Origin of the sequence: Thalassotalea sp. PS06 (genome assembly GCF_007197775.1) — a bacterium.
GTDB lineage: Bacteria > Pseudomonadota > Gammaproteobacteria > Enterobacterales > Alteromonadaceae > Thalassotalea_A.
Map to the genome: position 1 here is coordinate 1,245,407 of NZ_CP041638.1, position 24,177 is coordinate 1,269,583.

At 45.2% G+C, this 24,177-nt stretch carries 21 protein-coding genes; 14 read left to right on the plus strand and 7 right to left on the minus strand.

The features are described 5' to 3' along the window. Positions 1 to 6: 6 nt before the first annotated feature. The 7 genes from mrdA to leuS are packed head-to-tail and all read right to left on the minus strand — an operon-like array spanning position 7 to position 7,601. The gene (mrdA, locus tag FNC98_RS05445) at positions 7 to 1,962 is read right to left on the minus strand and encodes a penicillin-binding protein 2 (RefSeq protein WP_143580300.1); all 1,956 of its coding nucleotides are present in this window, start codon (positions 1,960 to 1,962) and stop codon (positions 7 to 9) included. Positions 1,963 to 1,965: 3 nt separating this feature from the next. Continuing rightward, positions 1,966 to 2,436 carry a 23S rRNA (pseudouridine(1915)-N(3))-methyltransferase RlmH gene (rlmH, locus tag FNC98_RS05450; protein WP_143580301.1) on the minus strand — a complete coding sequence of 157 codons (471 nt, stop codon included), beginning with the start codon at positions 2,434 to 2,436 and terminating at the stop codon, positions 1,966 to 1,968. A 6-nt stretch (positions 2,437 to 2,442) separates the two neighbouring features. Further along, positions 2,443 to 2,766: a ribosome silencing factor gene (rsfS, locus tag FNC98_RS05455; RefSeq protein ID WP_143580302.1), complete on the minus strand. Its 324-nt coding sequence runs from the start codon at positions 2,764 to 2,766 to the stop codon at positions 2,443 to 2,445. 49 nt (positions 2,767 to 2,815) lie between these two features. After that, entirely contained in the window at positions 2,816 to 3,463 is a 648-nt protein-coding gene (gene nadD / locus FNC98_RS05460; RefSeq protein WP_143580303.1) for a nicotinate-nucleotide adenylyltransferase, read from the minus strand. After that, positions 3,463 to 4,518, minus strand: a complete 1,056-nt coding sequence (holA, locus tag FNC98_RS05465; protein ID WP_143580304.1) for a DNA polymerase III subunit delta — start codon at positions 4,516 to 4,518, stop codon at positions 3,463 to 3,465. Before holA ends, nadD begins: the two co-directional genes overlap by 1 nt. Continuing rightward, complete coding sequence (lptE, locus tag FNC98_RS05470; protein ID WP_143580305.1) at positions 4,519 to 5,022, minus strand: LPS assembly lipoprotein LptE; 504 nt, start codon at positions 5,020 to 5,022, stop codon at positions 4,519 to 4,521. It lies immediately after the preceding gene. Then, positions 5,022 to 7,601 (minus strand): leucine--tRNA ligase, encoded by a 2,580-nt coding sequence (gene leuS, locus FNC98_RS05475; protein WP_143580306.1) that lies wholly within the window; start codon positions 7,599 to 7,601, stop codon positions 5,022 to 5,024. Before leuS ends, lptE begins: the two co-directional genes overlap by 1 nt. 263 nt (positions 7,602 to 7,864) lie before the next feature. Here leuS and FNC98_RS05480 point away from each other — a divergent pair, with 263 nt between their 5' ends. The 14 genes from FNC98_RS05480 to nuoI all read left to right on the plus strand — a co-directional run bounded on the left by FNC98_RS05480 (position 7,865) and on the right by nuoI (position 24,168). Next, positions 7,865 to 8,350 (plus strand): zinc ribbon-containing protein, encoded by a 486-nt coding sequence (locus FNC98_RS05480; RefSeq protein ID WP_143580307.1) that lies wholly within the window; start codon positions 7,865 to 7,867, stop codon positions 8,348 to 8,350. A 97-nt stretch (positions 8,351 to 8,447) separates the two neighbouring features. Then, a complete protein-coding gene (locus FNC98_RS05485) occupies positions 8,448 to 10,841 on the plus strand; it encodes a Lon protease family protein (protein WP_143580308.1) in 2,394 nt (797 codons plus the stop codon). Between the two features lie 1,119 nt (positions 10,842 to 11,960). Beyond that, the gene (locus FNC98_RS05490) at positions 11,961 to 12,359 is read left to right on the plus strand and encodes a hypothetical protein (protein ID WP_143580309.1); all 399 of its coding nucleotides are present in this window, start codon (positions 11,961 to 11,963) and stop codon (positions 12,357 to 12,359) included. 266 nt (positions 12,360 to 12,625) lie between these two features. Next, positions 12,626 to 13,048 (plus strand): hypothetical protein, encoded by a 423-nt coding sequence (locus FNC98_RS05495; RefSeq protein WP_143580310.1) that lies wholly within the window; start codon positions 12,626 to 12,628, stop codon positions 13,046 to 13,048. A 224-nt stretch (positions 13,049 to 13,272) separates the two neighbouring features. Further along, positions 13,273 to 13,710: a T6SS immunity protein Tdi1 domain-containing protein gene (locus FNC98_RS05500; protein ID WP_143580311.1), complete on the plus strand. Its 438-nt coding sequence runs from the start codon at positions 13,273 to 13,275 to the stop codon at positions 13,708 to 13,710. A gap of 179 nt (positions 13,711 to 13,889) precedes the next feature. After that, positions 13,890 to 14,261 (plus strand): hypothetical protein, encoded by a 372-nt coding sequence (locus tag FNC98_RS05505; protein WP_143580312.1) that lies wholly within the window; start codon positions 13,890 to 13,892, stop codon positions 14,259 to 14,261. Between the two features lie 684 nt (positions 14,262 to 14,945). After that, entirely contained in the window at positions 14,946 to 15,359 is a 414-nt protein-coding gene (gene ndhC / locus FNC98_RS05510) for an NADH-quinone oxidoreductase subunit A (RefSeq protein WP_260680489.1), read from the plus strand. A gap of 3 nt (positions 15,360 to 15,362) precedes the next feature. Then, positions 15,363 to 16,001 (plus strand): NuoB/complex I 20 kDa subunit family protein, encoded by a 639-nt coding sequence (locus tag FNC98_RS05515; protein ID WP_143580314.1) that lies wholly within the window; start codon positions 15,363 to 15,365, stop codon positions 15,999 to 16,001. Next, positions 15,998 to 17,788 (plus strand): NADH-quinone oxidoreductase subunit C/D, encoded by a 1,791-nt coding sequence (nuoC, locus tag FNC98_RS05520; RefSeq protein ID WP_143580315.1) that lies wholly within the window; start codon positions 15,998 to 16,000, stop codon positions 17,786 to 17,788. Before FNC98_RS05515 ends, nuoC begins: the two co-directional genes overlap by 4 nt. An 84-nt stretch (positions 17,789 to 17,872) precedes the next feature. Beyond that, positions 17,873 to 18,403, plus strand: a complete 531-nt coding sequence (gene nuoE / locus FNC98_RS05525; RefSeq protein ID WP_144035470.1) for an NADH-quinone oxidoreductase subunit NuoE — start codon at positions 17,873 to 17,875, stop codon at positions 18,401 to 18,403. Between the two features lie 12 nt (positions 18,404 to 18,415). After that, positions 18,416 to 19,714, plus strand: coding sequence for an NADH-quinone oxidoreductase subunit NuoF (nuoF, locus tag FNC98_RS05530; RefSeq protein WP_143580316.1), 1,299 nt, complete (start codon positions 18,416 to 18,418; stop codon positions 19,712 to 19,714). Between the two features lie 14 nt (positions 19,715 to 19,728). After that, on the plus strand, positions 19,729 to 22,656 hold the full coding sequence (nuoG, locus tag FNC98_RS05535) for an NADH-quinone oxidoreductase subunit NuoG (protein ID WP_143580317.1): 2,928 nt from the start codon (positions 19,729 to 19,731) through the stop codon (positions 22,654 to 22,656). Next, positions 22,656 to 23,660: an NADH-quinone oxidoreductase subunit NuoH gene (gene nuoH, locus FNC98_RS05540; RefSeq protein WP_143580318.1), complete on the plus strand. Its 1,005-nt coding sequence runs from the start codon at positions 22,656 to 22,658 to the stop codon at positions 23,658 to 23,660. The genes nuoG and nuoH overlap by 1 nt, the downstream gene beginning before the upstream one ends. Next, complete coding sequence (gene nuoI / locus FNC98_RS05545; RefSeq protein WP_143580319.1) at positions 23,653 to 24,168, plus strand: NADH-quinone oxidoreductase subunit NuoI; 516 nt, start codon at positions 23,653 to 23,655, stop codon at positions 24,166 to 24,168. Before nuoH ends, nuoI begins: the two co-directional genes overlap by 8 nt. The last annotated feature ends 9 nt before the right edge of the window (positions 24,169 to 24,177 follow it).

A 24,177-nucleotide genomic window follows, 5' to 3' on the forward strand; every position in this document is an offset into this window, starting at 1 on the left:
ACGTTTTTATTCTTGGTTATTGGTAATCAGTTTACGATTTGAAAAATACTGATCCATGATTTGCCTGGCTACCGGACCAGCATTGGAGCCACCACCACCAGTGGCAACGTTTTCGATTGCTACCGCGACCACAATCTCCGGATTTTTGTACGGAGCAAAGGCGATAAACATTGCATTATCCCGTTTATCTTCGGCAATCTTGCTGGCATCGTATTTTACATCTTCACCCAGACCAACGATTTCACCGGTACCGGACTTGCCAGCGGCATTATAATCGGTATTTAAAAACGCGTTATAACCGGTTCCGATAGGTTTTTGTACGGTATTGTGCATCGACTTTAAGACGATGTCCCAGTTCTCAGGATTAGCTAACTCGATCGGTGGTTTCTCATTAACCTCATAGGGGATTAATAGTTGTGCAAGTTCACTATCACCGTCAAGATTTTCGTCATTTTCGATAATAGTTTCCGCCGAAGCGGTAATATTCGGTGCCGATAATTTCGTCGCCGCCAGAAAATGCGGCTCTTTTACCTGGCCTTTATTAACCAGAATTGAGGTGGCCTGAGCTAATTGCAAAGGTGTTACCGTCCAGAAGCCCTGGCCGATACCGATATTTACCGTATCGCCGTGATACCAAGGCTGATTATATCTGGCGCGTTTCCAGCCTCGGCTAGGTAAAATTGCCGGGCTTTCCTCATGGATATCTAATCCGCTGCTTTCACCGAATCCAAATTTGGCCATAGTGTCAGAAATTCTGTCGACCCCGAGTTTGTAGGCGAGATCGTAGAAGAAGGTATTACAGGAGCGCATGATGGCTTCATCTAAATTTACCCAGCCATGACCCCAGCGCAAATGGTCACGGTATTTTCTTGTGCCATTTTTTAACTGAAAGAAACCTGGATCCCAGATTTTTGTGCCTTGGTGAATCAGGTTTTCATCTAATCCTAAAAGACCTAAAAACGGCTTTATCGTCGATGCTGGCGGGTAAGTACCCTTAGTCGCCCGGTTAATCAGTGGGCGGTTTCGATTTTGCAGTTTCTTATATTCTTTACTGGAAATCCCGTGCACAAACAGATTGCCGTCGTAACTTGGGTTTGAGTAAAGGGCCAACACACCACCATCGCGCGGATCAAGAGCAACCACAGCGCCGCGTTTACCATCTAATGCCCGTTTGGCTATCATTTGTAGTTCGATATCCAGCGTCAGATGTAGATCGTTACCGGGTATTGGTGGGGTGTAGTTCAGGGTTCGAAGAATCCGACCCTGGTTATTCACTTCTACTTCCTGATGACCTATGGTGCCATGGAGCTGATCTTCATAAAACTTTTCCAGACCAAGCTTGCCGATATCCCGGGTCGCTTTGTAGTTTTCACCTTTGCCCTGCAGCTCAAGGTTGGTTAAATCGTTGCGGTTGATTCTTGCGACATAACCCAGGCTATGGGTGGTTAAATCGCCAAACGGGTAGTAGCGCTTCAAACGCGCATCAACGATGACACCGGGAAACAGGTGTTGATTAACGGATAGTTTGGCCACTTCTTTTTCGTCAAGTCGTGAGATCAACTCGACCGGTTTAAAACGACGATTAGAGCGAATGCTTTTGCGAAAGCTTTCTAGTTGCTCATCACTGATGTCAATGAGACTGGCCAGCTCTGTCAAGGTTTCATCAATATCATCAACCTGTTCAGGGATTATTGATAACGAGAATACCGGTACGTTTTCTGCCAGCAAAACCCCGTTTTTGTCGTAGATCAAACCGCGATTGGGAGCAACCGGTAAAAGTTTGATGCGGTTTTCGTTCGAACGGGTTTTGTATTGTTCGTAGGAGTTAATTTCTAATTGGTAGACGTTACTCAAAAGCACCATTAATAGCGCGATCACCCCGAGAAAGGTGATCAGGGCTCGCCGGGCAAACAGGTTTGCCTCAGCGGTGTGGTTTCTTATGGTGACGCGTTTTCTTACCACATCTTACTCCCGATGATATGGATGGTTATTATTAATGCTCCAGGCGCGATACAGGCTTTCAGCAACCATAATGCGAACCATGGGGTGGGGGAGTGTTAGTGGTGAAAGTGACCATTTTTGCTCAGAGGCCTGAATACACTGTGGTGCTAACCCTTCCGGACCGCCCACCAGTAGTGCAACATCCCTACCGTCCATTTGCCAGCGTTCTAATTGCAGGGCAAGCTGCGGTGTGGTCCATGGTTTGCCCTCAACTTCCAGAGTGATAATTCGACTACCTTTCGGTACCGCCGCCATGGTTTGCTCACCTTCTTTTTCAAGAATTCGCGCAATATCGGCATTCTTACCGCGTTTGCCTGGGGTAATTTCAACCAGGTCAAAACTTAAATCACGGGGAAAGCGTCTGGCATATTCACTAAAACCCTGGGCTATCCAGGCTGGCATTTTGTTACCAACGGCTATCAGGGTGATGCGCATGCTAAGTTACTCGTCAGCCCAAAGTTTTTCCAGCTGATACAGGTCGCGGATATCGTCGGTCATCACGTGCACAACAACATCGTTTAAATCGATTAACGCCCACTCACCAATGTCTGTTCCTTCAATGCCAAGGACATCGACTTCCTGCTTTTTCATCTCGAGATTGACGTGTTCGGCGATGGATTTTACATGGCGGGAAGAGTTACCACAGCAGATAACCATGAAGTCAGTAAAACTGGCTTTTTCACGAACATCGAGCGTAACTATGTCTCTGGCTTTAATTTCTTCAAGTTGTTCAACTACGAAAGGAAGGAGTTGTTCAGTTTGCAAAAGAGTATTCCTGTTTAAAACGTTGCTTCAATTCTAACGTGAACGACAACTAAGATACAGGTTCTTGATAAAGTTTTTGTTTAGATATGTAACTGAATACATCGTCGGGCAGTAAATGTTCCATGGGGCTATTTTCGCGAATTGCCTGGCGAATTTGTGAAGAGGAAATATCTAGCTGATTTGTATCGAAAATTAGGACCTTACCGGCATCGTTTTGTGGTGCTGTTTCAGGGTTTTCAATAATTCGTTGGGAAAATGTCGCAGCGACTTCAGGCGTTAACGTATACCCTGGGCGACGGGTGACCACAAAGTGGCAATAGTCAAAGAGTTGCTCACCGCCAAACCAGCAAGGTAGGGTGTTGAGCGAATCCATACCAATAAAAAAGTAAATTCTTTGTTGTGGAAATTGTTTACGCAATTCCTGCAGCGTTAGCAAGGAAAAAGACTCTTGCTGACGTTCCACTTCCCGGGTGTCTAATTTGAATACTGGGTAGTTTTCGCAAATCAGCTTCAACATATCGAGGCGCTGGTCAGTGCTGGCACTAGCGGTCGGTTTATGTACTGGCTCGCGGTTTGGAATTAATAACACCTGGGTTAACCCAAGTTTTGATGACGCTTCTAATACCGGCTTGATGTGGCCGTAATGAATGGGGTCAAAGGTACCGCCAAAAATCCCAATCGCTTGCCTGGTTTCCATTACAGTCCTGCAACAGGCTCTGGTATCTGCAACGGATACTGACTAAGTGTGTCACCGTGATAAAGCGCCATGCAAACATCGGCCAGCAATAAGTAACCATCGAGTTCAGTGTCGGTTTTAGTGAGTAAGTCGACTTTCGCCAATCTTGATTTCGCTTTTTGGACATTAACCAGAGTGCTGTTATTCAGGGCTTTTTGGTACAGCGGTTTTTTCTTATCCCAGACTTTATAATGCTTGAATACATCATTGATTGCCTGCCCCTGATTTAAACGAATATACATGCCTTCCAGCTGAGAGATTTCTTTATGCAGTACCCAGATTAACTGACCAACCGCAACACCTTCGTGCTTCATCTGGGTAAGGATATGCATGCATTGTTTCAGGTCTCCGGCTAACAAGGTGTCGGTAAGCTGAAACGGGGTAAATTTTGCCTGGTCAATTAATAAAGCTTCCAGCTCTGCTGGCGCTACCGGGCGCGAAGGGTACAGGATAGCCAGTTTCTGCAGCTCCTGGTGCAACCCCGGTAAATTCCCGGTATAACAATCGCTGAGTAAAGATAATCCCTGGCCTTCGAGTTGCACACCAAGGTTTTTACATTGCTGATTTAACCAGATATTGAGACCGCGTCCTTCGAGGTCGTATACCGGGATATAGCAACCTTTGCTATCCAGTGCCTTGAACCATTTCTTGCGAGGAACTGCTGCATCAAGTTTGCTGCCATGAAGTATTAGCATCACATCCGCATGATCCGTTTCCGAGATCTGCAAAATCACTTTTTGTGCAGATTCATCCAGTTTGCCAGAGCCAATATCGATTTCGAGAATACGCTGGCTGGCAAAAAGTGATAACGACTGGTATTCCTCCATAACCTGTTGCCAGTCAAAGCCTTCTTCGACGCTAAAGCGAATCACTTCGCTAAAGCCTTGCTGCAGGGCTACGGATTTAATTTGTTCGAGGGCGTCGTTTTTTTGCCAGGGCTCGTCGCCGAACACCAAAAAGAAGTGAACCAGAGGTTTACTCAATTGTTGGGCGAGTTGGCTATGGTATATACGCATCTATAGGGTAATGGAGGCCATATTTCTCAGGATACGATCGGCGGCTTCTATGCGCATTTCTTTGCGCAGTAAGGTCAGCTCACGACTCTTTGCCAGCGCCTGATCGGGGTTGTCCTGATAGTTACGATAAATTTCGAATTTGAAATCCTGATTCTCTTTGCCCTGCATGCGAATTTCATAACGAACGGTGTAAGTTAACTCGTATTCGGCAACCTGGCCGTTTTCGAACAATGAAAGAGTGCGACGATCCAGACTGTCGTTCAAAATACGCAGTTCCGGAACGTCGGTACGATATTGTTTCAATACTTCGATATCATTGACCAACAGGTTTTGTTTTACCAATCGGGTCAGTTCGCCATGGGTATCGGTTGAGCTCAGGTACAGGGTTTGTAATTCCTGAGGCAACAGATAGTTACCGCGAAGCTGGAAGCCACAAGCGCTAAGCAGCGTTGTAGCAACCAGAATCAATGATAGTAGTGAGAAACGATACGTTTTATTTTTCATTAATTAGCAACGATGTTTAATAGTTTGCCCGGTACGTAAATGATCTTACGTACGGTTTTACCGTCAGTGAACTTAACTACATTCTCTTGCGAAAACGCTAGTTTTTCAACATCTTCTTGAGAAGCATCTGCCGCTACAGTGATCTTGCAACGTAATTTGCCGTTTACCTGAACGATGACTAGCTTCTCGTCTTCAACAAGCGCGTCTTTATCTACCTGAGGCCACTCGGTATCTTCAACCGCATTACCGTCACCCACAAGCTGCCATAAGTGATGACCTAAATGTGGCGTGATTGGCGTTAGCATTACCACGATTGCCTGAACCGCTTCTTTCATTACCGCGATGTCTTCTGCGCTTGCAAGTTTGGCTTTAGCAAGCGTGTTCATCAGCTCCATGATCGCAGCGATAGCGGTGTTAAAGGTATTACGACGACCAATATCATCGGTTACCTTAGCAATGGTTTTATGAAGATCACGACGCAGGTTTTTATGGACGCTAGTGAAGTTCAACTCGCCAGAAGCGTCGACATCGGCGGCTGCCTGTTGGTAATCAAATACCAGTTTCCACACACGTTTTAAGAAGCGATGTGCACCTTCAACACCGGCATCAGACCATTCCAGAGTTTGCTCTGGTGGCGCGGTAAACATGATGAATAGACGAACCGTATCAGCACCGTATAAATCGATAACCGATTGTGGGTCGATACCATTGTTTTTCGACTTTGACATTTTGCTCATACCGGCGGATTGAACTTCTTCGCCGTCGGTCTTACAGATAGCCTTAACTACCTGACCTTTTTCATTGCGTTCAACGTCAACATCGCTTGGTGAATACCAGTGCTTAGCACCGTTATCTTCTTCACGATAGAAAGTATCAGCAAGTACCATACCCTGACACAACAGGCTCTTGAATGGTTCGTCAGATTCAACCAAACCTACATCACGAAGTAGTTTGTGGAAGAAACGCGAGTACAATAAGTGCAGGATAGCGTGCTCGATACCACCGATGTATTGATCAACAGGCAACCAGTAATTGGCTTTGGCTGGATCTAACATGGCTTGGTCATTTTTCGGATCCGCATAGCGAGCGTAATACCAGGAAGATTCCATAAAGGTATCGAACGTATCGGTTTCACGGAACGCCGCCTGACCTTCATAGGTGGTTTTTGCCCACTCAGGATCCGCTTTAATTGGCGAGGTAACGCCATCCATTACCACATCTTCTGGTAATTCTACCGGCAATTGATCCGCAGGAACCGGCACTGATTCGCCATTTTCCAGGTTCAACATTGGGATTGGTGTACCCCAGTAACGTTGACGGGAAACACCCCAGTCACGAAGACGGTAGTTAACGGTCACTTTACCTTTGCCTTGTTCGGTTAAGGTATCCGCGATTGCTTTGAATGCCTGGTCAAAATCAAGACCATCAAAGTCGCCTGAATTAATTAGTGTGCCTTTTTCAGTGATCGCTTCATCAGTGATATTTACATCGTCGCTGGCAATAACCTGTTTAACCGGTAAGCCATATTTCTTGGCAAATTCCCAGTCACGTTGGTCATGACCTGGAACAGACATAACCGCACCTGAACCGTAATCCATTAATACAAAGTTGGCGGCCCAGACACTGACTAATTCACCGGTTAGAGGGTGAATCGCTTTCAAACCGGTATCAACACCAGCTTTTTCCATGGTAGCCATGTCGGCTTCAGCCACTTTGTTGTTTTTACATTCGTCAATGAATGCCTGCAACTCAGGATTATTCTTTGCCGCTTCCAACGCTAATGGGTGTTGCGCCGCAAGCGCTACGTAAGTGACACCCATCAAGGTATCAGGGCGAGTAGTGTAGATATCGAAACTCGCATCACTGTCGGCAACCTGGAAGGTCATCTCAACACCTTCAGAGCGACCAATCCAGTTACGCTGCATGGTCTTAACCTGCTCAGGCCAGCCTTCTAGCTGATCTAGGTCATTTAACAACTCTTCAGCATAATCGGTAATTTTGATGAACCACTGCGGGATCTCTTTGCGCTCAACCAGAGCACCAGAGCGCCAGCCGCGGCCATCGATTACCTGCTCGTTAGCAAGTACGGTTTGGTCAACCGGATCCCAGTTTACGGTAGCGTTCTTTTTGTAGACTAAGCCTTTTTCATGCAGCTTAGTGAAGAACCATTGCTCCCAGCGATAGTATTCTTTGCGACAGGTCGCAAATTCACGATCCCAGTCATAGCCAAAACCAAGTGACTTCAACTGATCGCGCATGTAATCGATATTCTGATAAGTCCATTTTGCCGGCGCCGTTTTGTTCTTAATTGCAGCGTTTTCTGCAGGCAAACCGAAGGCATCCCAACCCATAGGTTGAAGCACGTTTTTACCCTGTAGTCGTTGGTAACGACTGATTACGTCACCCAGGGTGTAGTTGCGCACGTGCCCCATGTGTAAGCGACCACTTGGGTACGGGAACATAGACAAACAATAAAACTTTTCCTGGCCAGGTTTTTCTTTGGCGCCAAAGGTATTGTTTTCGGTCCAATATTTTTGGATATCTTGCTCAATGGCTTGGGGGTTATACGTGGATTCCATTAATGATTCTCAAACATCTGTGTGACACTAAATATCGACTCTGCAGCTTAGTTTAGATGATAGCATCGTTTATCCCGATGCCGTATTTTCGCTTTTGCAGAGACAACTGCCCAATATAAAAAATTTGCGCCATAGAATACCTTATTATCCCAAGGTTCAACAAGCTTACATTCTCGTTAACTATACTTTTATCCAGATAGTGATTGAAATTGACTTACCAGCCCATCGCAATTCGCGATATCGGTCACCGGGGGAGGTATCAGATGAGTGAGAAACATCCAAAATATCAGAGCTTTTATGAGCGTATGTCGAATTGGTTAAAAGAATTCCGTGAAGAGGAAGAAAAGACCATAGAAAACCTGGTGGAAAAAGGTGAAGAGTACCTGCAGGCGGCAGAGGATTTGTCGGTCAATGAATACCAACTTTCACTGCAGGGTTTTAAAAACGATTTGCAGCAGTTTTATCAGGAATATAAAGAGCAGGCGAACCAATCGGTTTATCTGAAAAATATTCGTGAAGGCATTTGGTTGCAGCTGGCGCAGATGACCGATAAATCTCAGGTTGAGTGGACTGAGCTGGAAGAGGATTTTCAACATAAAGGTATTTATCACAGTGGCGAGCTCATTGGATTTGGGCAACTACGATGCGTTAGCTGTGGCCATAAAATTGATGTCCTGCACGCTTCAAAAATCATTCCTTGCGTAAAATGCGATGGTGAAGAATTTGAACGCCTGCCACTTTCTCCATAAGATCGTTGAAAAACAAAGTATAAATCATTGTATTTGAGGCCTTGCTGGGTTTACACTGGATTTGCATATTCACTTCCATCCAGGTACCAAGCATTTCATGACCAAAAATAACGACGCCAGAAAAATTCCCGCATCTTCCCTTAGCGCTCAATTCTCACCCGCGATTTTCTCAACGAGTCAGGTCGACAAACAAAAAACACAATCTTTTATCGGTCACGAGAGGGCGAAAGAAGCTCTGGAGTTTGGCCTTTCGATGCCATCGTCCGGGTTTAATGTCTATGCTAAAGGTGAACATGGGACGGGTCGAAAAACCTTAATTCAACAAATGCTAAAGCGTTATGCGGCGGAGCATGGACCTGCCGATGAGTGGTGTTACATCAATAATTTTAGCGATGTGCAGGCGCCGAAAAAGCTGTATTTGAATCCCGGCGAAGGAAAGCAATTGCTCGATAAAATGTCGCTGCTGATTGACGACCTTCTTGATTTGTTTCCGGAAATATTTGATAACCCAGGCTACCAACGTAAAAAAGCGGCAATCGACCGAGCGTTTAACGAAAAATACGACAGTGCCATTGAACAGGTTGAAGCCTTAGCGCTGAGTAAGGGCGTTGCTGTTTATGAAGAGAAAGGCGAGATAAGTTTTGCACCGTTAGTAGAAGGCAAGCCGCTCAATGACAAAGAATTCTCGAATTTATCAGAAGCGGACCGAACCGAATTTTACAAGCTGTTGGCGGAATTAGAAGAGCTGTTAAGCGAAACCTTGTTGGAACTGCCCCTTTGGAAACGTGAATCAAGTGTGCAGCTGCGCAAACTCAAACATGATACCGCTGAACAGACCATTCGCCCGTTAATTAGAGAACTGGAACGGGAATTTGCCAGCAACCTTGGCATTTTGAAATATCTCAAAGATGTGAGTGGCCATTTGACAGACGCCGTACTGGATATCCTGGTTGAAGAAGAAAACGAAAACCGCGATGACAAAGCCAGTCGCAAATTAATGGTCGATAGGTTTATGCCAAACCTGCTGGTTTCCCGCGAACCGGATCAAGGTGCACCGGTTGTATACGAGCAAAACCCAACGTTTCAAAACTTATTTGGCAGCATAGATTACACCGCGGTACAAGGTGCTGTATACACCAGCTATCGACTTCTTAGGGCCGGCGCTTTGCATCGTGCCAATGGCGGTTACTTATTATTAGATGTGGAAAAACTGCTGGCCCAGCCAATCATTTGGTCACACCTGAAACTGGCATTGAAAACCGGTGAAATCTCCATTGAACACCCCTATGCGGAACTGTCCCACGGCGGCAGCATTACCCTGGCTCCTGAGAAGATCCCGTTAAAGGTGAAAGTGGTATTACTCGGTAATGCAGAGCTTTATTACACCTTGCAGGAATACGATCAGGAGTTTACTGAGCTGTTCCGGGTATTGGCGGATTTCGACCGTCACCTGGTGAATGACGAGGATAATCTTGCTGCCTACGGCACCTTGATTCGTCAGCATGGTGAAAAGATGCAGTATCCGCCGATAAGCGATGAAGCCATTGCTTATCTGGTTCGTTATTCCCTGCGTCGTGCTGAGCATCAGTTGAAACTTTCCGCCAACATCGTGCAAATCAATGACTTGTTAGATGAAGCACATTTTCTGTATCAAAAGCAAGGCAAGAGCGGTGAGATTGAAGAGCAGGATGTTCACAATGCACTGCAAGCCAAAGCCCGTCGTACCGGGCAGTTAAGCGAAACCTGGTTACAGGAAATCAAAGAAGAACAGCTACTGATTTCCACTGAAGGGGAAGCCGTTGGCAAAATTAACGGTTTAACGGTTCTGGAAATTGGTGATTCGGTGTTTGGTACCCCTGCGAGAATTTCCGCGACGGTTTACGCCGGCTCACAGGGCGTAACCGATATCGAGCGAGAAGCCGAGCTAGGCAAATCTATCCACTCCAAAGGCGTATTGTTGTTGATTGGTTATCTTGGCCACAAATACGGTCAGGGCTTCCCGCTATCCATTTCCGCCAACATTGCGATTGAACAATCCTATGGTCATATCGATGGCGATAGCGCCTCAATGGCTGAGCTTTGCGCGTTAATATCGGCAATCACCAAATTGCCCATCCGACAGGATTTAGCGGTTACTGGTTCCATTAACCAACATGGTGAAGTGCAATCCATTGGTGGCGTTAATGAAAAAATCGAAGGCTTTTACCGCTTGTGTTACGACAAAGGTTTAACTGGCGAGCAGGGCGTTATTATCCCGAAAACCAATGCCATTAATCTAATGCTTAATGACGAAGTGATTCGTGCGGTTGAGGAAGGTACGTTCCACATTTATGCGGTGGAAAATATTGACCAGGCGCTGGAAATCTTACTTGGCGTGGAAGCGGGTGTTCGTCGTCGTAACGGTGGATATATGAAGAAAACCATTCACGGCCAGGCACTTGCTAAGCTTGCCAGCTTATCGCAAATGATTAATGGAGAAGATGAGGAATAGGGAAACGGGAGTTTAACGCTTCGGGTGAGAGGACTTCGTCGTAGAGGACTTCGTCGTAGAGGACTCCGTCGTAGAGGACTTCGTCGTAGAGGACTTCGTCGAGGGAGACGCTGTCGAAAGATTGAAGCTCCCGTAGGACGTATCGCAAGCGATGTTCCGGGTTCGCTGTTTCGAGCAAAAAGCAAAAGCAAAAAAACTTAGTCATTCCCTGCTACGACAGGGAAACATAGTCGGAAGAGACTGTTGTGAGCGATCTAGAGACATTCAGATTGTCTGAACTCAAAATTGCAAAATCGTCTACCTCTATTGTTTTAGATGAAAGGTGAAATTATCAGTACGTTAGCAATATTACTTAGATTCTTTATTTATGGGTTTACTTTTTTTGCTGTTTGTTTCAGCCTGGTAGTAGCTCCTGAATCGACTGGCTTCTATAAAAAAATGTTTATATTCGCCTCGCAAGGTGGAGGTCTTTTTACAGTTTCTTGTGCTGCAACCTTAATGTTAATAAAGATTTTTAAGGAGCTAACAAGTGAGCCTTATTGAATACTCAATATTGATATTATTGCTTCTCACGCTAGCCTTCCCAGTTATTTATATCTTTAAGAAGGTAAACAATAGATTGTTGTTTATGGCATTGTATACTGGATATTCATTCTTAATAATTGTATTACTCCAGTTGGTTGCATCTCCTTTTGCATGGCTTTTAATTAAGATAATTCCGGACCTTACTGAAAATCTTAGTAGTAGAGGTGAAGAATTTAATAGTTTCATGATTTATTTTCTAAGTGTTTGTGATTTCATAAATGAAAACTATATTTTCTTGATATTGCCAGTTCTGACTTTATGGCTACCGAGAAAAATTCATCGAAAGTATAAAGTTACGCATCTTACAAAGCCTATAAAAACGTGCTCTATCGAACCGGAGTTGCAATAAATTGCTCGCCTTTAACTCAATAAATCATCGAATATTGGTTATTTTTCACTGGCTAAAAATGGTACGTTTGCGCCAGTCGGGGTGATAACGTAAGTTATTGATTGAAAATGCAATCACGAGTGGCTGCAGTGAGCGAGCAGCGGCCAGTCAACTAGCAGTGTAAAAATAATTTTAGGCTTTAAATTATGATCGAAAAAATAATAATATTTTATGTTGTTGCGTTTTCGCTCTATGCACTATTATCGATTTACTACAAGAATCCAATTAGCGCATTAGCTTTTGCTTGGTTCGGACCTGTACCTGTCGAAGGTGAACTATATTCCAACTTCAAACTTCGCAAAATCATATACACATTCAATTGGCTGCTCCAATTTATATACTTATATAGTTTGTTGTTTTTAATCGGTAGTCATTATGAATGGGTGGAATCTACATATGTTTATTTAGCAATTGTATTTGGGTCTGCTATTGGTTTTGGTATGGCATTATTGGCAACTATTGGTTTTAGTATCTCTTGGTTAAAAACTAAAATAATTGGTCCAGACGGGCCTTTTATTATTCAAGTTTTAGATGATGAAGATTAAATCTAATTATAAAATGACTGACTTTTCCTGGCACAATTGCGACGTCGCTATAAATAACGTAAGTTATTGAAAAGTAGTCAGTCTCGAACGGCTGCAGTGAGCGATCTACAGTCATTCAAACTAACTGTAAGTAAATCGCTAATGGAGATTCAAATCTAATACGAATTGAGGACGGTGATAATCGGCCTGCAAGTTCGTAAGCTTCTGGTATGTCGATCAACAGGTGATCGCCAACATACGAAAATATCACGGATTGGAGGGTTGATATGACAGGGAAAAACCTCTGGAACTGCTTGGTGGGGCTTATTGTTGCAGTTGCTTGTGTGGCTTTTGGTTATTCGACAATACCTGATACAGATGATGTTGAAAATCCTATTTATAGTATCACCTTCAAAATTTCTCCTACCACTAGGAATGTTTTTTATTCGCGCATTGAGGCATTTGCCGAAGCGAATGCATTTGCGATTAGAAGCGCGCCTACAAGACCAAATTCAGATAGCTCACTGACTCAGCTTTGGCGTGAAGACATCAAGATAATCGGCGTAAACCCATTTGATCCAAATGTTTATAATTTTCACTTCTACAACAATGATAGTGTTCCTGTGAATCCGAAATCTTTGAGTTACCTTGTTCAGGAAATTAAAGCTGTAGTGAAAAACTTGAAAGGTGCCAGCTTCGAGGAGCAATAAATAAATCGTCCAGAATTAAAAGTTACTTCGTGTCATTGACGTTTTTATCAACTTCTAAGACACCACTCTGGCTAGATTTTGATAGCGCATCACATGAATTTGACGCTAACCAACTGAAAAGGTTAATGTATTCTTAGAGCGAACAAGAGGCATTTACAATTAATTCAGCTAATCCATCAATTCAGCACATCTAGTATTCATATGATAATTTCATCGGGCGAATAATGACTTTAAACGACCTTACTGTTAATTTTTCTCACTTGCAGAGAGAATCTTTATTAAGCGATTGGGAGTGGCTACTAGGTGGCTATTATTTACCAATTTTACTTTCAGCTTCCGGCGACGCATTCGTTCAAAATATAGATAATGGCGAAATATGGTGGTTAGATACTGGAGGAAGTGAGTTATCTAAAGTAGCTGACTCGCCTGAAGAATTTAACTCGCTATTAACAGATAAAGAGTTTGTTGTTGATTGTTTCGCTGTCCAAATGATTGGAGATTTAAATCAATCTGGCAAGAGTCTAAACCCTGGTCAAATATTTAGTTTAAATACACCTTGGTTGCTTGGTGGGAAATATGAATTATCTAATATTGAACCAACGGATATCGAAGTGCACTTTTCTATTACAGGCCAGATTGCTAAACAAGTAAAAAGCGGATAAAAATAATTGTTTAATACAGCTATTGGCACGTTTGCGTCAGTCACGAATCTAGCGTAAGTTATTGATAAAAAAGTGCAGTGTCGAGCGGCGGCTGTGAGCGAACTGCAGTCATTCATCCTTCTCCTAAACGGGAATTACTGGGTCGTCAACACAACAAACTGTTAGGTATCAAGGAAATCATGAATAAAATTCTTACTCTGTTAACAATTATGTCGGTTAGCTTATACTCAATTGCCGATGAAAATTTTGACAGAGAGTCATATTACGAAACACCCGAGTTTCAAAGGTCACCCGATGAAAACGTCTTAGGTATGGTTTATATTTGCGCAGAACTGTCAAGCGCTGATGGTCACGCAGATGACTTTGAAGAGTTGCTAGAGAAATTTAGAATAGCATCAAAAATATCCGCCGAACATTCGATTAAAATTCGAAGAGATGCCCAGCGTTGGTGGGCTAGAAAACCCCAAGATATAAATTATGATTTCTTCTGGAAGAAAATGTGTAAAGAGCCAACAAAAAACATGCGCCAGTATTTTAGTTCGGTGCAATAGACACCTAACAAGTCGACAAACGGTAAGGACGTCTATACGTTGGTTAGATGTCACAGATTTTGTCCATTCATTATCAGCCCCTTGCGCTGGCGTTAACACCCCAAAACTAGCTTATATTAGCAATAGCTAACGGGCAGCTAATGGCACTCTAGAGACGTTCGGCTCTCGACCTAGATACCGTGTAGTATCACGGTATGACTCAGGGGTTTTTGCTTTTGCTAGGAATAGCGTGTGCTCGGAGCTGATGACATCAGCGTGCTCGAAGTGGCGTATTCCGCCACGTACTCGGAGTATCGTTTACGATATTTTAACTCCCGCTTGTGGCACTTAAGAGACGTTCACTAGGCTCAAATTTAAGCTGAAAAAGCGAGATTACGGCCTTCGCCGCAATGACAAGACTAAAATTTCGACAGCGTCCTCAGCGATGAAATCCTCACCGACGCAGTCCTCACCGAAAATTGCTCCTGCATTTTCGGCATATAGGCCAATCCATGGCCAAATCCGACAACGTCCTCTCTCTAACTCTTCCCGCCCTCCTAACTTGTTGCTTTTCCACTTTTTTGTCTATCCTTTAAGCAAGAACAATTAACCGATTGATTTCTTTATCGGGAAATCAGTCAAGATAGTTTGTTGCCTTAGTCGTATTCACAGGTAGGTTGTCTATCGTTGATGGCGGGATCCGGCGTGACAGCAGACAATTCTATCGCAACCAATATCGATCAAATTTGGCCTATAGCAAGCTACTTCATCATCCTGGTGGTGCTGTTGTTGGCAATGTTGGCCTTGGCTATGTTTCTTGGTCCGAAAACCCGCGGGCGCAGAACCCACACGCCATACGAATCCGGCATCGTCGCCGTTGACGCGCCCAAGACCCGATTCACCAACCACTTTTTTCTATACGCCATCTTCTTTGTGATTTTTGATTTAGAAACCATATTCCTATTCGCCTGGGTCATCGCCTTTGATGAAAGCGGTATTGCCGGGTTTATCGAAGCCAGTATTTTCATCACTATTTTACTGGCAGCGCTGATATACCTATGGCGAGTCGGGGCTCTGGAATTAATTCGCAAACATCGCCCTGCGCGAATGAGGCAATAGCTTATGGAATGGTCTCTCACCAAAGCCGAACTAGACAAACAAATGTCGGCGGCCAAGCAGATTGCTGAACAGGATTTAAAACGTTCGGTGTTTTTCGCCAAACTTGATGACATGGTCAACTGGGGGCGAAAGAATTCAATATGGCCATTTAACTTTGGGCTGTCCTGCTGCTATGTGGAAATGGCCACTAGCTTTACTTCTCGTCATGACATTGCACGCTTTGGCGCCGAGGTTATTCGAGCCACTCCGAGACAAGCGGATTTAATGGTAATTTCCGGAACCTGTTTTCGCAAAATGGCACCGGTTATTCGTCATTTATACGATCAATTACTGGAGCCGCGCTGGATTATTTCTATGGGCTCATGTGCCAATTCCGGCGGCATGTATGACATTTATTCTGTGGTACAGGGCGTTGATAAGTTTATCCCTGTCGATGTTTATGTTCCAGGTTGTCCACCTCGCCCGGAAGCGTTAATGGAAGGCTTGTTACTACTACAACAAAAAATAGCCCATCAGCCTAGGCCTCTAAGTTATATGGTAGGGGAGCAGGGGGTTCAGGAAATTGCTAAGCCATCACTACGAGATATTAAGCATGAGCATCGTATTCATGTGAAGAATCTGCCGGAGCCTGACCAGATATGAATCAGGCCAATAACATAAAAAATGTCAGTGATTGGCAACCTGGGTATGACTTTAATCTGCGCGACGAAATTGCCCATATAAACCCTGACCTTGGTTTAGAGGATCAGAAAGTCCAGGATCAAATTGAAACCTATTGGCTGGATAAACATAAATTGCTGTCGCTAATGCAATTGTTAAAACAACAAATCCCCAACGGTTTTGATATGTGTTTTGATCTGTTTGCCGTAGATGAACGGGTCCGGGAGAATAAACTAACCAGTCAGTGTGTTGATTTCACGCTGGTTTATCATCTTCGTTCAATGACACGCAACCAGGATATTCGTATCAAGGTCGCCTTATCAGATTCCGATAAAACCATCGACAGTGTTTGCAGTATATGGGCAAATGCAAATTGGTATGAACGTGAAGTCTGGGATATGTTTGGCATTCGCTTTAACAATCACCCCCACCTTGCCAGAATTCTTATGCCACCCACCTGGGTTGGCCATCCGCTGCTCAAAGACCACCCCGCCAGAGCGACTGAAATGGAGCCATTTAGCCTGCCGGATAAACAGCAGGATATTGAGCAGGAAGCGTTAAAATTTCGCCCCGAAGACTGGGGCATGAAACGACAAAGTAAAGATGCCGATTTTACGTTCTTAAACCTGGGTCCAAATCATCCATCTGTACACGGTGCTTTTCGCATTGTCCTGCAAATGGAAGGGGAAGAAATAATCGATTGCGTGCCGGATATTGGTTATCACCATCGCGGCGCTGAGAAAATGGGGGAGCGTCAATCCTGGCATAGCTATATCCCATACACCGACCGCATAGATTATCTCGGTGGAGTAATGAACAACTTCCCCTATGTGATGGCGGTCGAAAAGCTGGCCGGAATTGAGGTACCGGAACGGGCAAAGGTGATCCGCATCATGATGGCGGAGATGTTTCGCATTCTCAGCCACCTGCTGTTTTACGGCACTTTCGCTCAGGATATCGGCGCGCTGTCACCGATTTTTTATATGTTTATTGACCGTGAAAAGCTGTTTGCCATTGTTGAAGCGTTCACCGGTGCTCGCATGCATCCGAGTTATTTTCGCATAGGCGGTGTTGCCATGGACCTGCCTAAAGGTTGGGACACTCTGGTTCGTGAATACGTTAATTACTTGCCAAAACGTCTTGATGAATACGAAAAACTGGTGATGCAAAACAACTTAATCAAGGCCCGTACTGTTGATGTTGGCGCGTATACCACAGAAGAAGCGATTGAATATGGTGTTACAGGCCCAGGCTTACGGGCTACGGGTTATTCCTGGGATCTTCGCAAACAACGCCCATATGGTGGTTATGACCAGTTAGAGTTTGAAGTTCCTGTGGGCCATAAAGGTGATTGTTACGATCGTTGCCGGGTTCGGGTTGAAGAAATGCGACAAAGTATTCGCATTATCGAGCAATGCCTGAACAACATGCCGGAAGGTCCTTATAAAGCGGAACACCCGCAAACCACACCACCGGATAAAAGCCGGACGATGAAAGATATCGACACCCTGATCCCTCACTTTGTCAATGTCTCCTGGGGCCCTGTTATCCCTGCTGGCGAAGTCAGTGTCAGTGTTGAAGCTACCAAAGGCATTATGGCCTACCACCTGGTAAGTGATGGCTCTACCATCAGTTATCGCACCCGAATTCGAACCCCATCTTTTGCTCATTTACAAATGATCCCGTTAATTGCGCGTGGGCAAATGGTGGCCGATTTAATTGCGACGTTAGGCAGTATTGATTACGTCATGGCCGACGTCGACCGATAAGGAAATCATAGTTATGCAACAAAACGTTATAAGGAAATCTCAGTGTCACTAGCTACGCAACTACCTCGCATTGGCGAGGGCAATATTGAAATTCAACAGCTCGATTATCGAAGCTATCTGACATCCGATGAAATAAACGCCATCGAGCATGAAGTTGCGATTATGGGGGCACGCCATGCCGCAGGCATTGAAGCGTTAAAATTGGTGCAGAAAAATCGCGGCTGGATATCCGATGATAGCCTGTATGCCATTGCTGATATTCTGCAAATGCCGGCGAGCCAGTTAGAGGGTATTGCGACTTTCTACAATCTGATTTATCGCCAGCCCGTAGGTCGTTATGTCATCCACATTTGCGATTCGATTAGCTGTTATCTTACCGGTTATCAACAAGTTAGCAGTGCCATTAAAGCGCATCTAGGTATTGAATATGGACAAACCACTGAAGATGGCATGTTTACCTTACTTACCAATGCCTGCCTTGGAAGCTGTGATAAAGCCCCGGCAATGATGGTAGGAGAGGATCACTTTGAACATTTAACACCAGCCACCGCTGTTGGCATTTTACAAGAACTTAGAGAGCAAAGCAGTCAGGACTCGCCGAACAGCAACGAATAAACCGAGGCTTACATGACTTTTGAAAAACCATTAACCCAGCATATTAATTTGCAGCAGCCATTGAATTTGGCTGGCTATGTTGACGTTGGTGGTTATCAAAGCGTGAAGACTGCTTTGACGAAAATGTCCGCCAAACAGGTTCAGGAAGTGGTTAAGGAATCGGGTTTGAAAGGTCGCGGTGGGGCGGGTTTTCCAACGGCGATGAAATGGAGTTTTGTGCCTGAATTTGATGAGGGGCATCCGCGCTTTGGTGAAGACAAATACCTGATTTGTAATGCCGATGAAATGGAGCCCGGTACATTCAAAGATAGGTGGCTTCTCGAAGGCGTTCCCCATCAACTGGTGGAATCGATGATTATCGGCAGTTACGCCATCGGCGCTAATAAGGCTTTCATCTTTCTGCGAGGAGAATATCATCTTGCCGCTCAGCGTTTGCAGAGTGCTATCGATGAAGCTTATCAGCAGGGATATCTTGGCAAGGATATTTTAAAGTCGGGCTTTAATCTTGATTTATATCTGCATACCAGTGCCGGTCGTTATATTTGTGGTGAAGAAACGGCCCTTATCAATGCTTTAGAAGGGCAGCGCGCAAACCCCAGGGCAAAGCCACCATTTCCTCAGGTGAGCGGCTTATTTGGCAAGCCAACCATAGTCAACAACGTCGAAACCTTATCCAACCTTCCGCACATCATTAACCAGGGTGCCGCCTGGTTCAAAGACATATCCAAAAACCAGGATGCTGGTACCAAAATCTATGGTGCCAGTGGTCGGGTAAAACGCCCCGGCTTATGGGAACTGCCGATGGGTATTACCGTTCGCGAGCTGTTGTTTGAACATGCTGGAGGCATGCAGGATGGCCTGAATCTAAAAGGGTTTTTACCCGGCGGTGCATCCACGGATTTTTTAACCGCCGAACATCTGGATTTGGTGATGGGTTATGACGAAGTCAGCAAAGCTGGCAGTCGTCTTGGTACTGGCGGCATCATTGTCCTCGATGACCAGAATTGCCCGGTGGGCATGGTACTCAATCTTTTAAAATTCTTTGCCCAGGAATCCTGTGGATTTTGTACCCCTTGTCGTGACGGCACGGCTTGGGCAGTGGAAACCTTAACCCGAATCGAAAATGGTCAGGGTAATCAACAAGATCTCGATAATCTCCACAAGCTATGTGATTTCATGTGGCTTGGCAAAACCCATTGTGCTTTGGCTCCCGGCGCCGTTGAGCCATTACAAAGTGCTTTGAAATATTTTCATGACGATTTTGAGCAACACATTTCCAAGCACTGTTGCCCATATCATGGTCGCCACTAGGGGGAATTTAGACAATGGATAAATTTCAACCTGAAAAGCAGTCGAAGCAAGAGCCGAGCAAGCTTTTAGCTCAGGAATTAGCCGAGGAATTAGTAACGGTTCATATTGATGGAAAACCCTGGCAATTACCCAAGGGTGAGAATCTGCTGGCGGCAATACTATCGCAAAAACTCAATCTACCATATTTTTGCTGGCACCCATCTATGGGGTCCATTGGTGCCTGCCGGCAATGTGCGGTTACTTTATTTGCTGATCAAGAGCAGCAGCGCGGCAAAACCATTATGGCTTGTATGACACCGGTTGCTGACGGCATGTATCTGGGGCTCAACCACGAACCAGCGGTTGAGTTTCGGGAGCAGGTTATTTCCGCGATGATGACCAATCATCCCCACGATTGTCCGGTATGTGGTGAAGGTGGCGCCTGTCATTTACAGGATATGACTGTCATGACCGGGCATTCGCATCGTCGTTACCAAGGCCAGAAACGCACCTTTACCAATCAATATCTAGGACCTTTGGTTAATCATGAAATGAATCGCTGCATTACCTGTTATCGGTGTGAGCGTTTTTATAAAGATTACGCCGGTGGCAAAGATTTTGCTGCCTGTGGCTCTAAAAATCAGGTGTATTTTGGTCGTCAGCAAGACGGTGTATTAGAAAGTGAATTTGCGGGTAACTTAGTGGAAGTGTGCCCCACGGGCGTATTCACTGACAAACCATTTGCCTCCCACTACACACGTAAATGGGATTTACAATCGTCGCCCTCCATATGCCATGGATGCTCAGTAGGGTGCAATATCAGTGTTGGTGAGCGCTATGGCAGTGTGCGTAGGGTAATTAATCGCTACTTTGATGATATCAACGGCTACTTTATCTGTGACAAAGGCCGCTTTGGCTTTGCCTATGTAAATAGCGAAGACAGAGTACAACGCCTTGACGGTGTCGATTTAGCCCGAGCGTTTGCTCGCCATGAATTTTCTATCGCCATGGCCAAACATAAGTCATCTGCTTATCTAGGGATAGGTTCGACCCGAGCAAGCCTGGAAAGTAATGCCGCCCTGAAACAACTGGTTGGCGCCGAAAATTTCTGCAGTGGACTGACCGAGCAGCAACTTGCTTCCTTGCGATCATGTCAGGCATTAATGCTGAATAACCGCCAGGCAAGCATTAAAGATATTGAGCAAAGTGATTGTATTATCGTCCTTGATGAAGATTTAACGCAAACGTCGGCGCGAATCGCTCTGGCGGTTAGGCAAGCTAGTCGCAATGCGGCGTTCAAGCGCGCTGAACAAATGGGCATTCCTCGATGGCAGGATGATGCGGTAAGAACCGCGGCACAGGATTTACGCTCAGATCTTTACTTGCTGCAAAGCAAAAGCTCCAAACTTGATGATTGCGCGGTTTTCGCGGCGCCAATGTCACCTAAAAACATACTTGCCATCGCTAAATCTTTGTTAGCGGCTCTGCAATCAATGGATGCTGATAATAGCACTGCTGTTGCAAGCAATAGTAACCGCACCGACTTAGATGAGAACGAGCAAAGCTTACTCGACAGTATTAAATTATCCTTGCAAAACGCCAAACGGCCGTTAATTATCGGCGGCTGCAGTCATTGGCAAACAGAGCTGTTAGCGACCATCGAAAAAATTGCCGCCAATGCCCCAGATAACTGGCAGTTTGCCTTATTGCCGGATGCGCCCAATGCCATGGGGCTTATCGGGCTTATTGATGAACATACTTTGAGTCTGGAGCAGCTGGTAGAGCGAGACCTTGGTAATACTATGCTCATTTGCATGGAAAACTCACTAACCATGCTTACCAATGCGCAAAAACAAGACCTTGCTTCACGCGCTGAAAAGCTATTGGTCATCGATCATTGTCATCATCAACTTGTTGAACTGGCGGATATCGTATTACCTTCCACACCTTTTACCGAAAGCGATGGCGTAATCGTAAATTACATGGGATTGGCACAACCCTTTTATGCCGCCAAACCTCAGGTCCAACCCCTGCATATGGGCTGGCAATGGTGTCGATTACTTGATGATGTTATTGGTAATGGAATATTTAACGAGCTAGATAAGCTTTCTCATCTAAGAGCATTTCTTGCCAAGCAAGAGCCTGGCTTCCCGGATATGAGTCAGCTGCTAGCCGAACAACTGATATTTAAATCCGCCCGTCAACCGATGCGCTATTCAGGCCGGACAGCGATGATTGCCAACCAAACGGTGCATGAACCGAAAAACCCCATTGATACCGATTCGCCCTATAGTTTTTCCATGGAAGGCCCGGGCAAAAGCGATGATCGCGGACATACCTTACCCAAGCCATTCTCCTGGGCACCTGGCTGGAACTCAAATCAATCCGTCAGTAAATACCAAATTCGAGTGTCAGGTCCAATCGCCGAACGACAGGCGCTTTTCAGTGTTGCCGGTAACTTTACCTATGCTCTGGAAACGGAAACGACGCCATCCTCCGCCAATTCAAAAACCATTGAAACCAAAATCAACGGCATCACTATTCGCAAGTTAGAGCACTTATTTGCTAACGATGAACTGACCGATAAAGTCGCCGAGTTTCGATTGATGTCGCCACCTCCGTGTCTTGTGGTGCATGTTAACGACGTTTCCGAGCTAGCCGCAGATAATCCTGAATACATCAGTATCGACCTGATAGATAACACCTCATTAGTGGTGCAATTAATAGCCTGTGAAGATATCGCCAGAGGGTTGGCTTACCTTCACCATCCAAGCATGAATCGGGAAAATCTGCTGCAGCAAATTCGAGGGGTTAGTAACGTTACAGCAGCAGATATCGAATCCCATAAGCAACAACTTAAAGAGAACCTACAGTACATTCTTGAACAGAAGAATCGGGATCTACAGCGTTTGCAGAAAAATGATCAATCCATCCCCATTCAATTTGTCGGGGAGGGCAGATAATGAAATTTATCGAGCCTTTATTCCCGTTCATTGAGATGATCATCATCATCTTGGCGTTGATATTGATCGCTGCTTTTTTGGTGTGGGTAGAGCGACGCATGATTGGCATCTGGCAGGATCGCCTTGGACCTAATCGAGTAGGCCCGGGCGGCGTGCTGCAGTCGGTTGCCGATTTGTTGAAAATTCTCGGTAAAGATGAGTTCACGCCAAACTTTTCCGATCGTTTTACCTTTTTGCTAGCACCGTTTATTGGTGCCATCACGGTGTTAATGAGCTATGCAGTGGTGCCATTTTCGCAATCGATTGGCGTTAGCGATCTCAATATTGGTCTGCTTTTCTTTCTCGCCATGACATCTCTGGCGGTTTACGGCGTTGTCCTTGCCGGCTGGTCTTCCAAAAACAAATATGCGCTGTTAGGAGCGATGCGGGCGGCGGCGCAAACCATAAGTTACGAAGTATTCATGGGCTTGTCGATGATGGGTGTGGTGTTATTAGCGGGTAGCTTTAGCCTGCGCGAAATCGTTGAAGCCCAACAACATAGCTGGTTCATTACCAGCCAGTGGCTCGGTTGCCTGGTATTCCTGGTTGCCGGTATTGCCGAAAGTCATCGCTTACCTTTCGATTTGCCTGAAGCCGAAACTGAACTTACCGCTGGCTTTCATACCGAATACTCCGGATTAAAATTTGCCCTGTTTTTTCTTGGCGAGTATCTGGGGGTTACCTTGATTTCGTCGATGACAGTCATTCTATTTTTTGGCGGCTATCTGCCACCGGGTTTTCTCGCCGACACTGCGTTCGCTGACATTCCAGGGATTGTCTGGTTTACCCTTAAGGTGCTGTTCTTCATTATGTTTTTTATTCTCCTTCGTACCTCATTACCACGTCCAAGATTCGACCAGCTACTAGCCTTTGGCTGGAAAGTGATGCTGCCCCTGTCGTTAATTAACCTGCTGGTTACCGCTGTTTTGCGCCTCACTGGCGTTTTAGGAGGTGCCAATGTTTAGTCAGTTTCGAACCATGTGGTTAGTGTTAAAGCACACATTTAATAAAGCTGATACCGTCGAATACCCTGAGCAAAAACCTTACCTGGCGCCAAGATACCGCGGCCGCATTGTGTTAACACGCGACCCATCCGGAGAAGAGCGTTGTGTTGCCTGTAATTTATGTGCAGTAGCCTGTCCGGTAGATTGCATCGCCTTGCAACAAACCACAGATCCAGACGGCCGCAAACGACCAGAGTTTTTCCGTATTAATTTTTCTCGCTGCATTCTCTGTGGTTTTTGTGAAGAAGCCTGTCCTACTTACGCGATTCAGTTAACTCCAGACGTGGAACTTGCTGAATATGAACGTCCGAACCTGGTGTATGAAAAAGAGCATTTACTGATAGATGGTCCTGGGAAATATCCGGATTACAGCTTTTATCAGCACAGTGGCATTGCCATTAAGTCGAAGCAAAAAGGTGAAGCTGAGGGAGAAAAACCTCCGGTAAACGTGAAGGGGTTGATGCCATGATGATAACAA

Excerpts from the sequence above, each read along its gene's own strand:
- FNC98_RS05485 (WP_143580308.1), top strand. The coding sequence starts at position 8,448 with ATGACCAAAAATAACGACGCCAGAAAAATTCCCGCATCTTCCCTTAGC.
- nuoH (WP_143580318.1), top strand. The coding sequence starts at position 22,656 with ATGAAATTTATCGAGCCTTTATTCCCGTTCATTGAGATGATCATCATC.
- rlmH (WP_143580301.1), bottom strand. The coding sequence starts at position 2,436 with ATGCGCATCACCCTGATAGCCGTTGGTAACAAAATGCCAGCCTGGATA.
- lptE (WP_143580305.1), bottom strand. The coding sequence starts at position 5,022 with ATGAAAAATAAAACGTATCGTTTCTCACTACTATCATTGATTCTGGTT.
- nuoI (WP_143580319.1), top strand. The coding sequence starts at position 23,653 with ATGTTTAGTCAGTTTCGAACCATGTGGTTAGTGTTAAAGCACACATTT.
- FNC98_RS05495 (WP_143580310.1), top strand. The coding sequence starts at position 12,626 with ATGACAGGGAAAAACCTCTGGAACTGCTTGGTGGGGCTTATTGTTGCA.
- nuoF (WP_143580316.1), top strand. The coding sequence starts at position 18,416 with ATGACTTTTGAAAAACCATTAACCCAGCATATTAATTTGCAGCAGCCA.
- leuS (WP_143580306.1), bottom strand. The coding sequence starts at position 7,601 with ATGGAATCCACGTATAACCCCCAAGCCATTGAGCAAGATATCCAAAAA.
- FNC98_RS05490 (WP_143580309.1), top strand. The coding sequence starts at position 11,961 with ATGATCGAAAAAATAATAATATTTTATGTTGTTGCGTTTTCGCTCTAT.
- nuoG (WP_143580317.1), top strand. The coding sequence starts at position 19,729 with ATGGATAAATTTCAACCTGAAAAGCAGTCGAAGCAAGAGCCGAGCAAG.
- FNC98_RS05500 (WP_143580311.1), top strand. The coding sequence starts at position 13,273 with ATGACTTTAAACGACCTTACTGTTAATTTTTCTCACTTGCAGAGAGAA.
- FNC98_RS05505 (WP_143580312.1), top strand. The coding sequence starts at position 13,890 with ATGAATAAAATTCTTACTCTGTTAACAATTATGTCGGTTAGCTTATAC.
- holA (WP_143580304.1), bottom strand. The coding sequence starts at position 4,518 with ATGCGTATATACCATAGCCAACTCGCCCAACAATTGAGTAAACCTCTG.
- nuoC (WP_143580315.1), top strand. The coding sequence starts at position 15,998 with ATGAATCAGGCCAATAACATAAAAAATGTCAGTGATTGGCAACCTGGG.
- FNC98_RS05515 (WP_143580314.1), top strand. The coding sequence starts at position 15,363 with ATGGAATGGTCTCTCACCAAAGCCGAACTAGACAAACAAATGTCGGCG.
- FNC98_RS05480 (WP_143580307.1), top strand. The coding sequence starts at position 7,865 with ATGAGTGAGAAACATCCAAAATATCAGAGCTTTTATGAGCGTATGTCG.
- nadD (WP_143580303.1), bottom strand. The coding sequence starts at position 3,463 with ATGGAAACCAGGCAAGCGATTGGGATTTTTGGCGGTACCTTTGACCCC.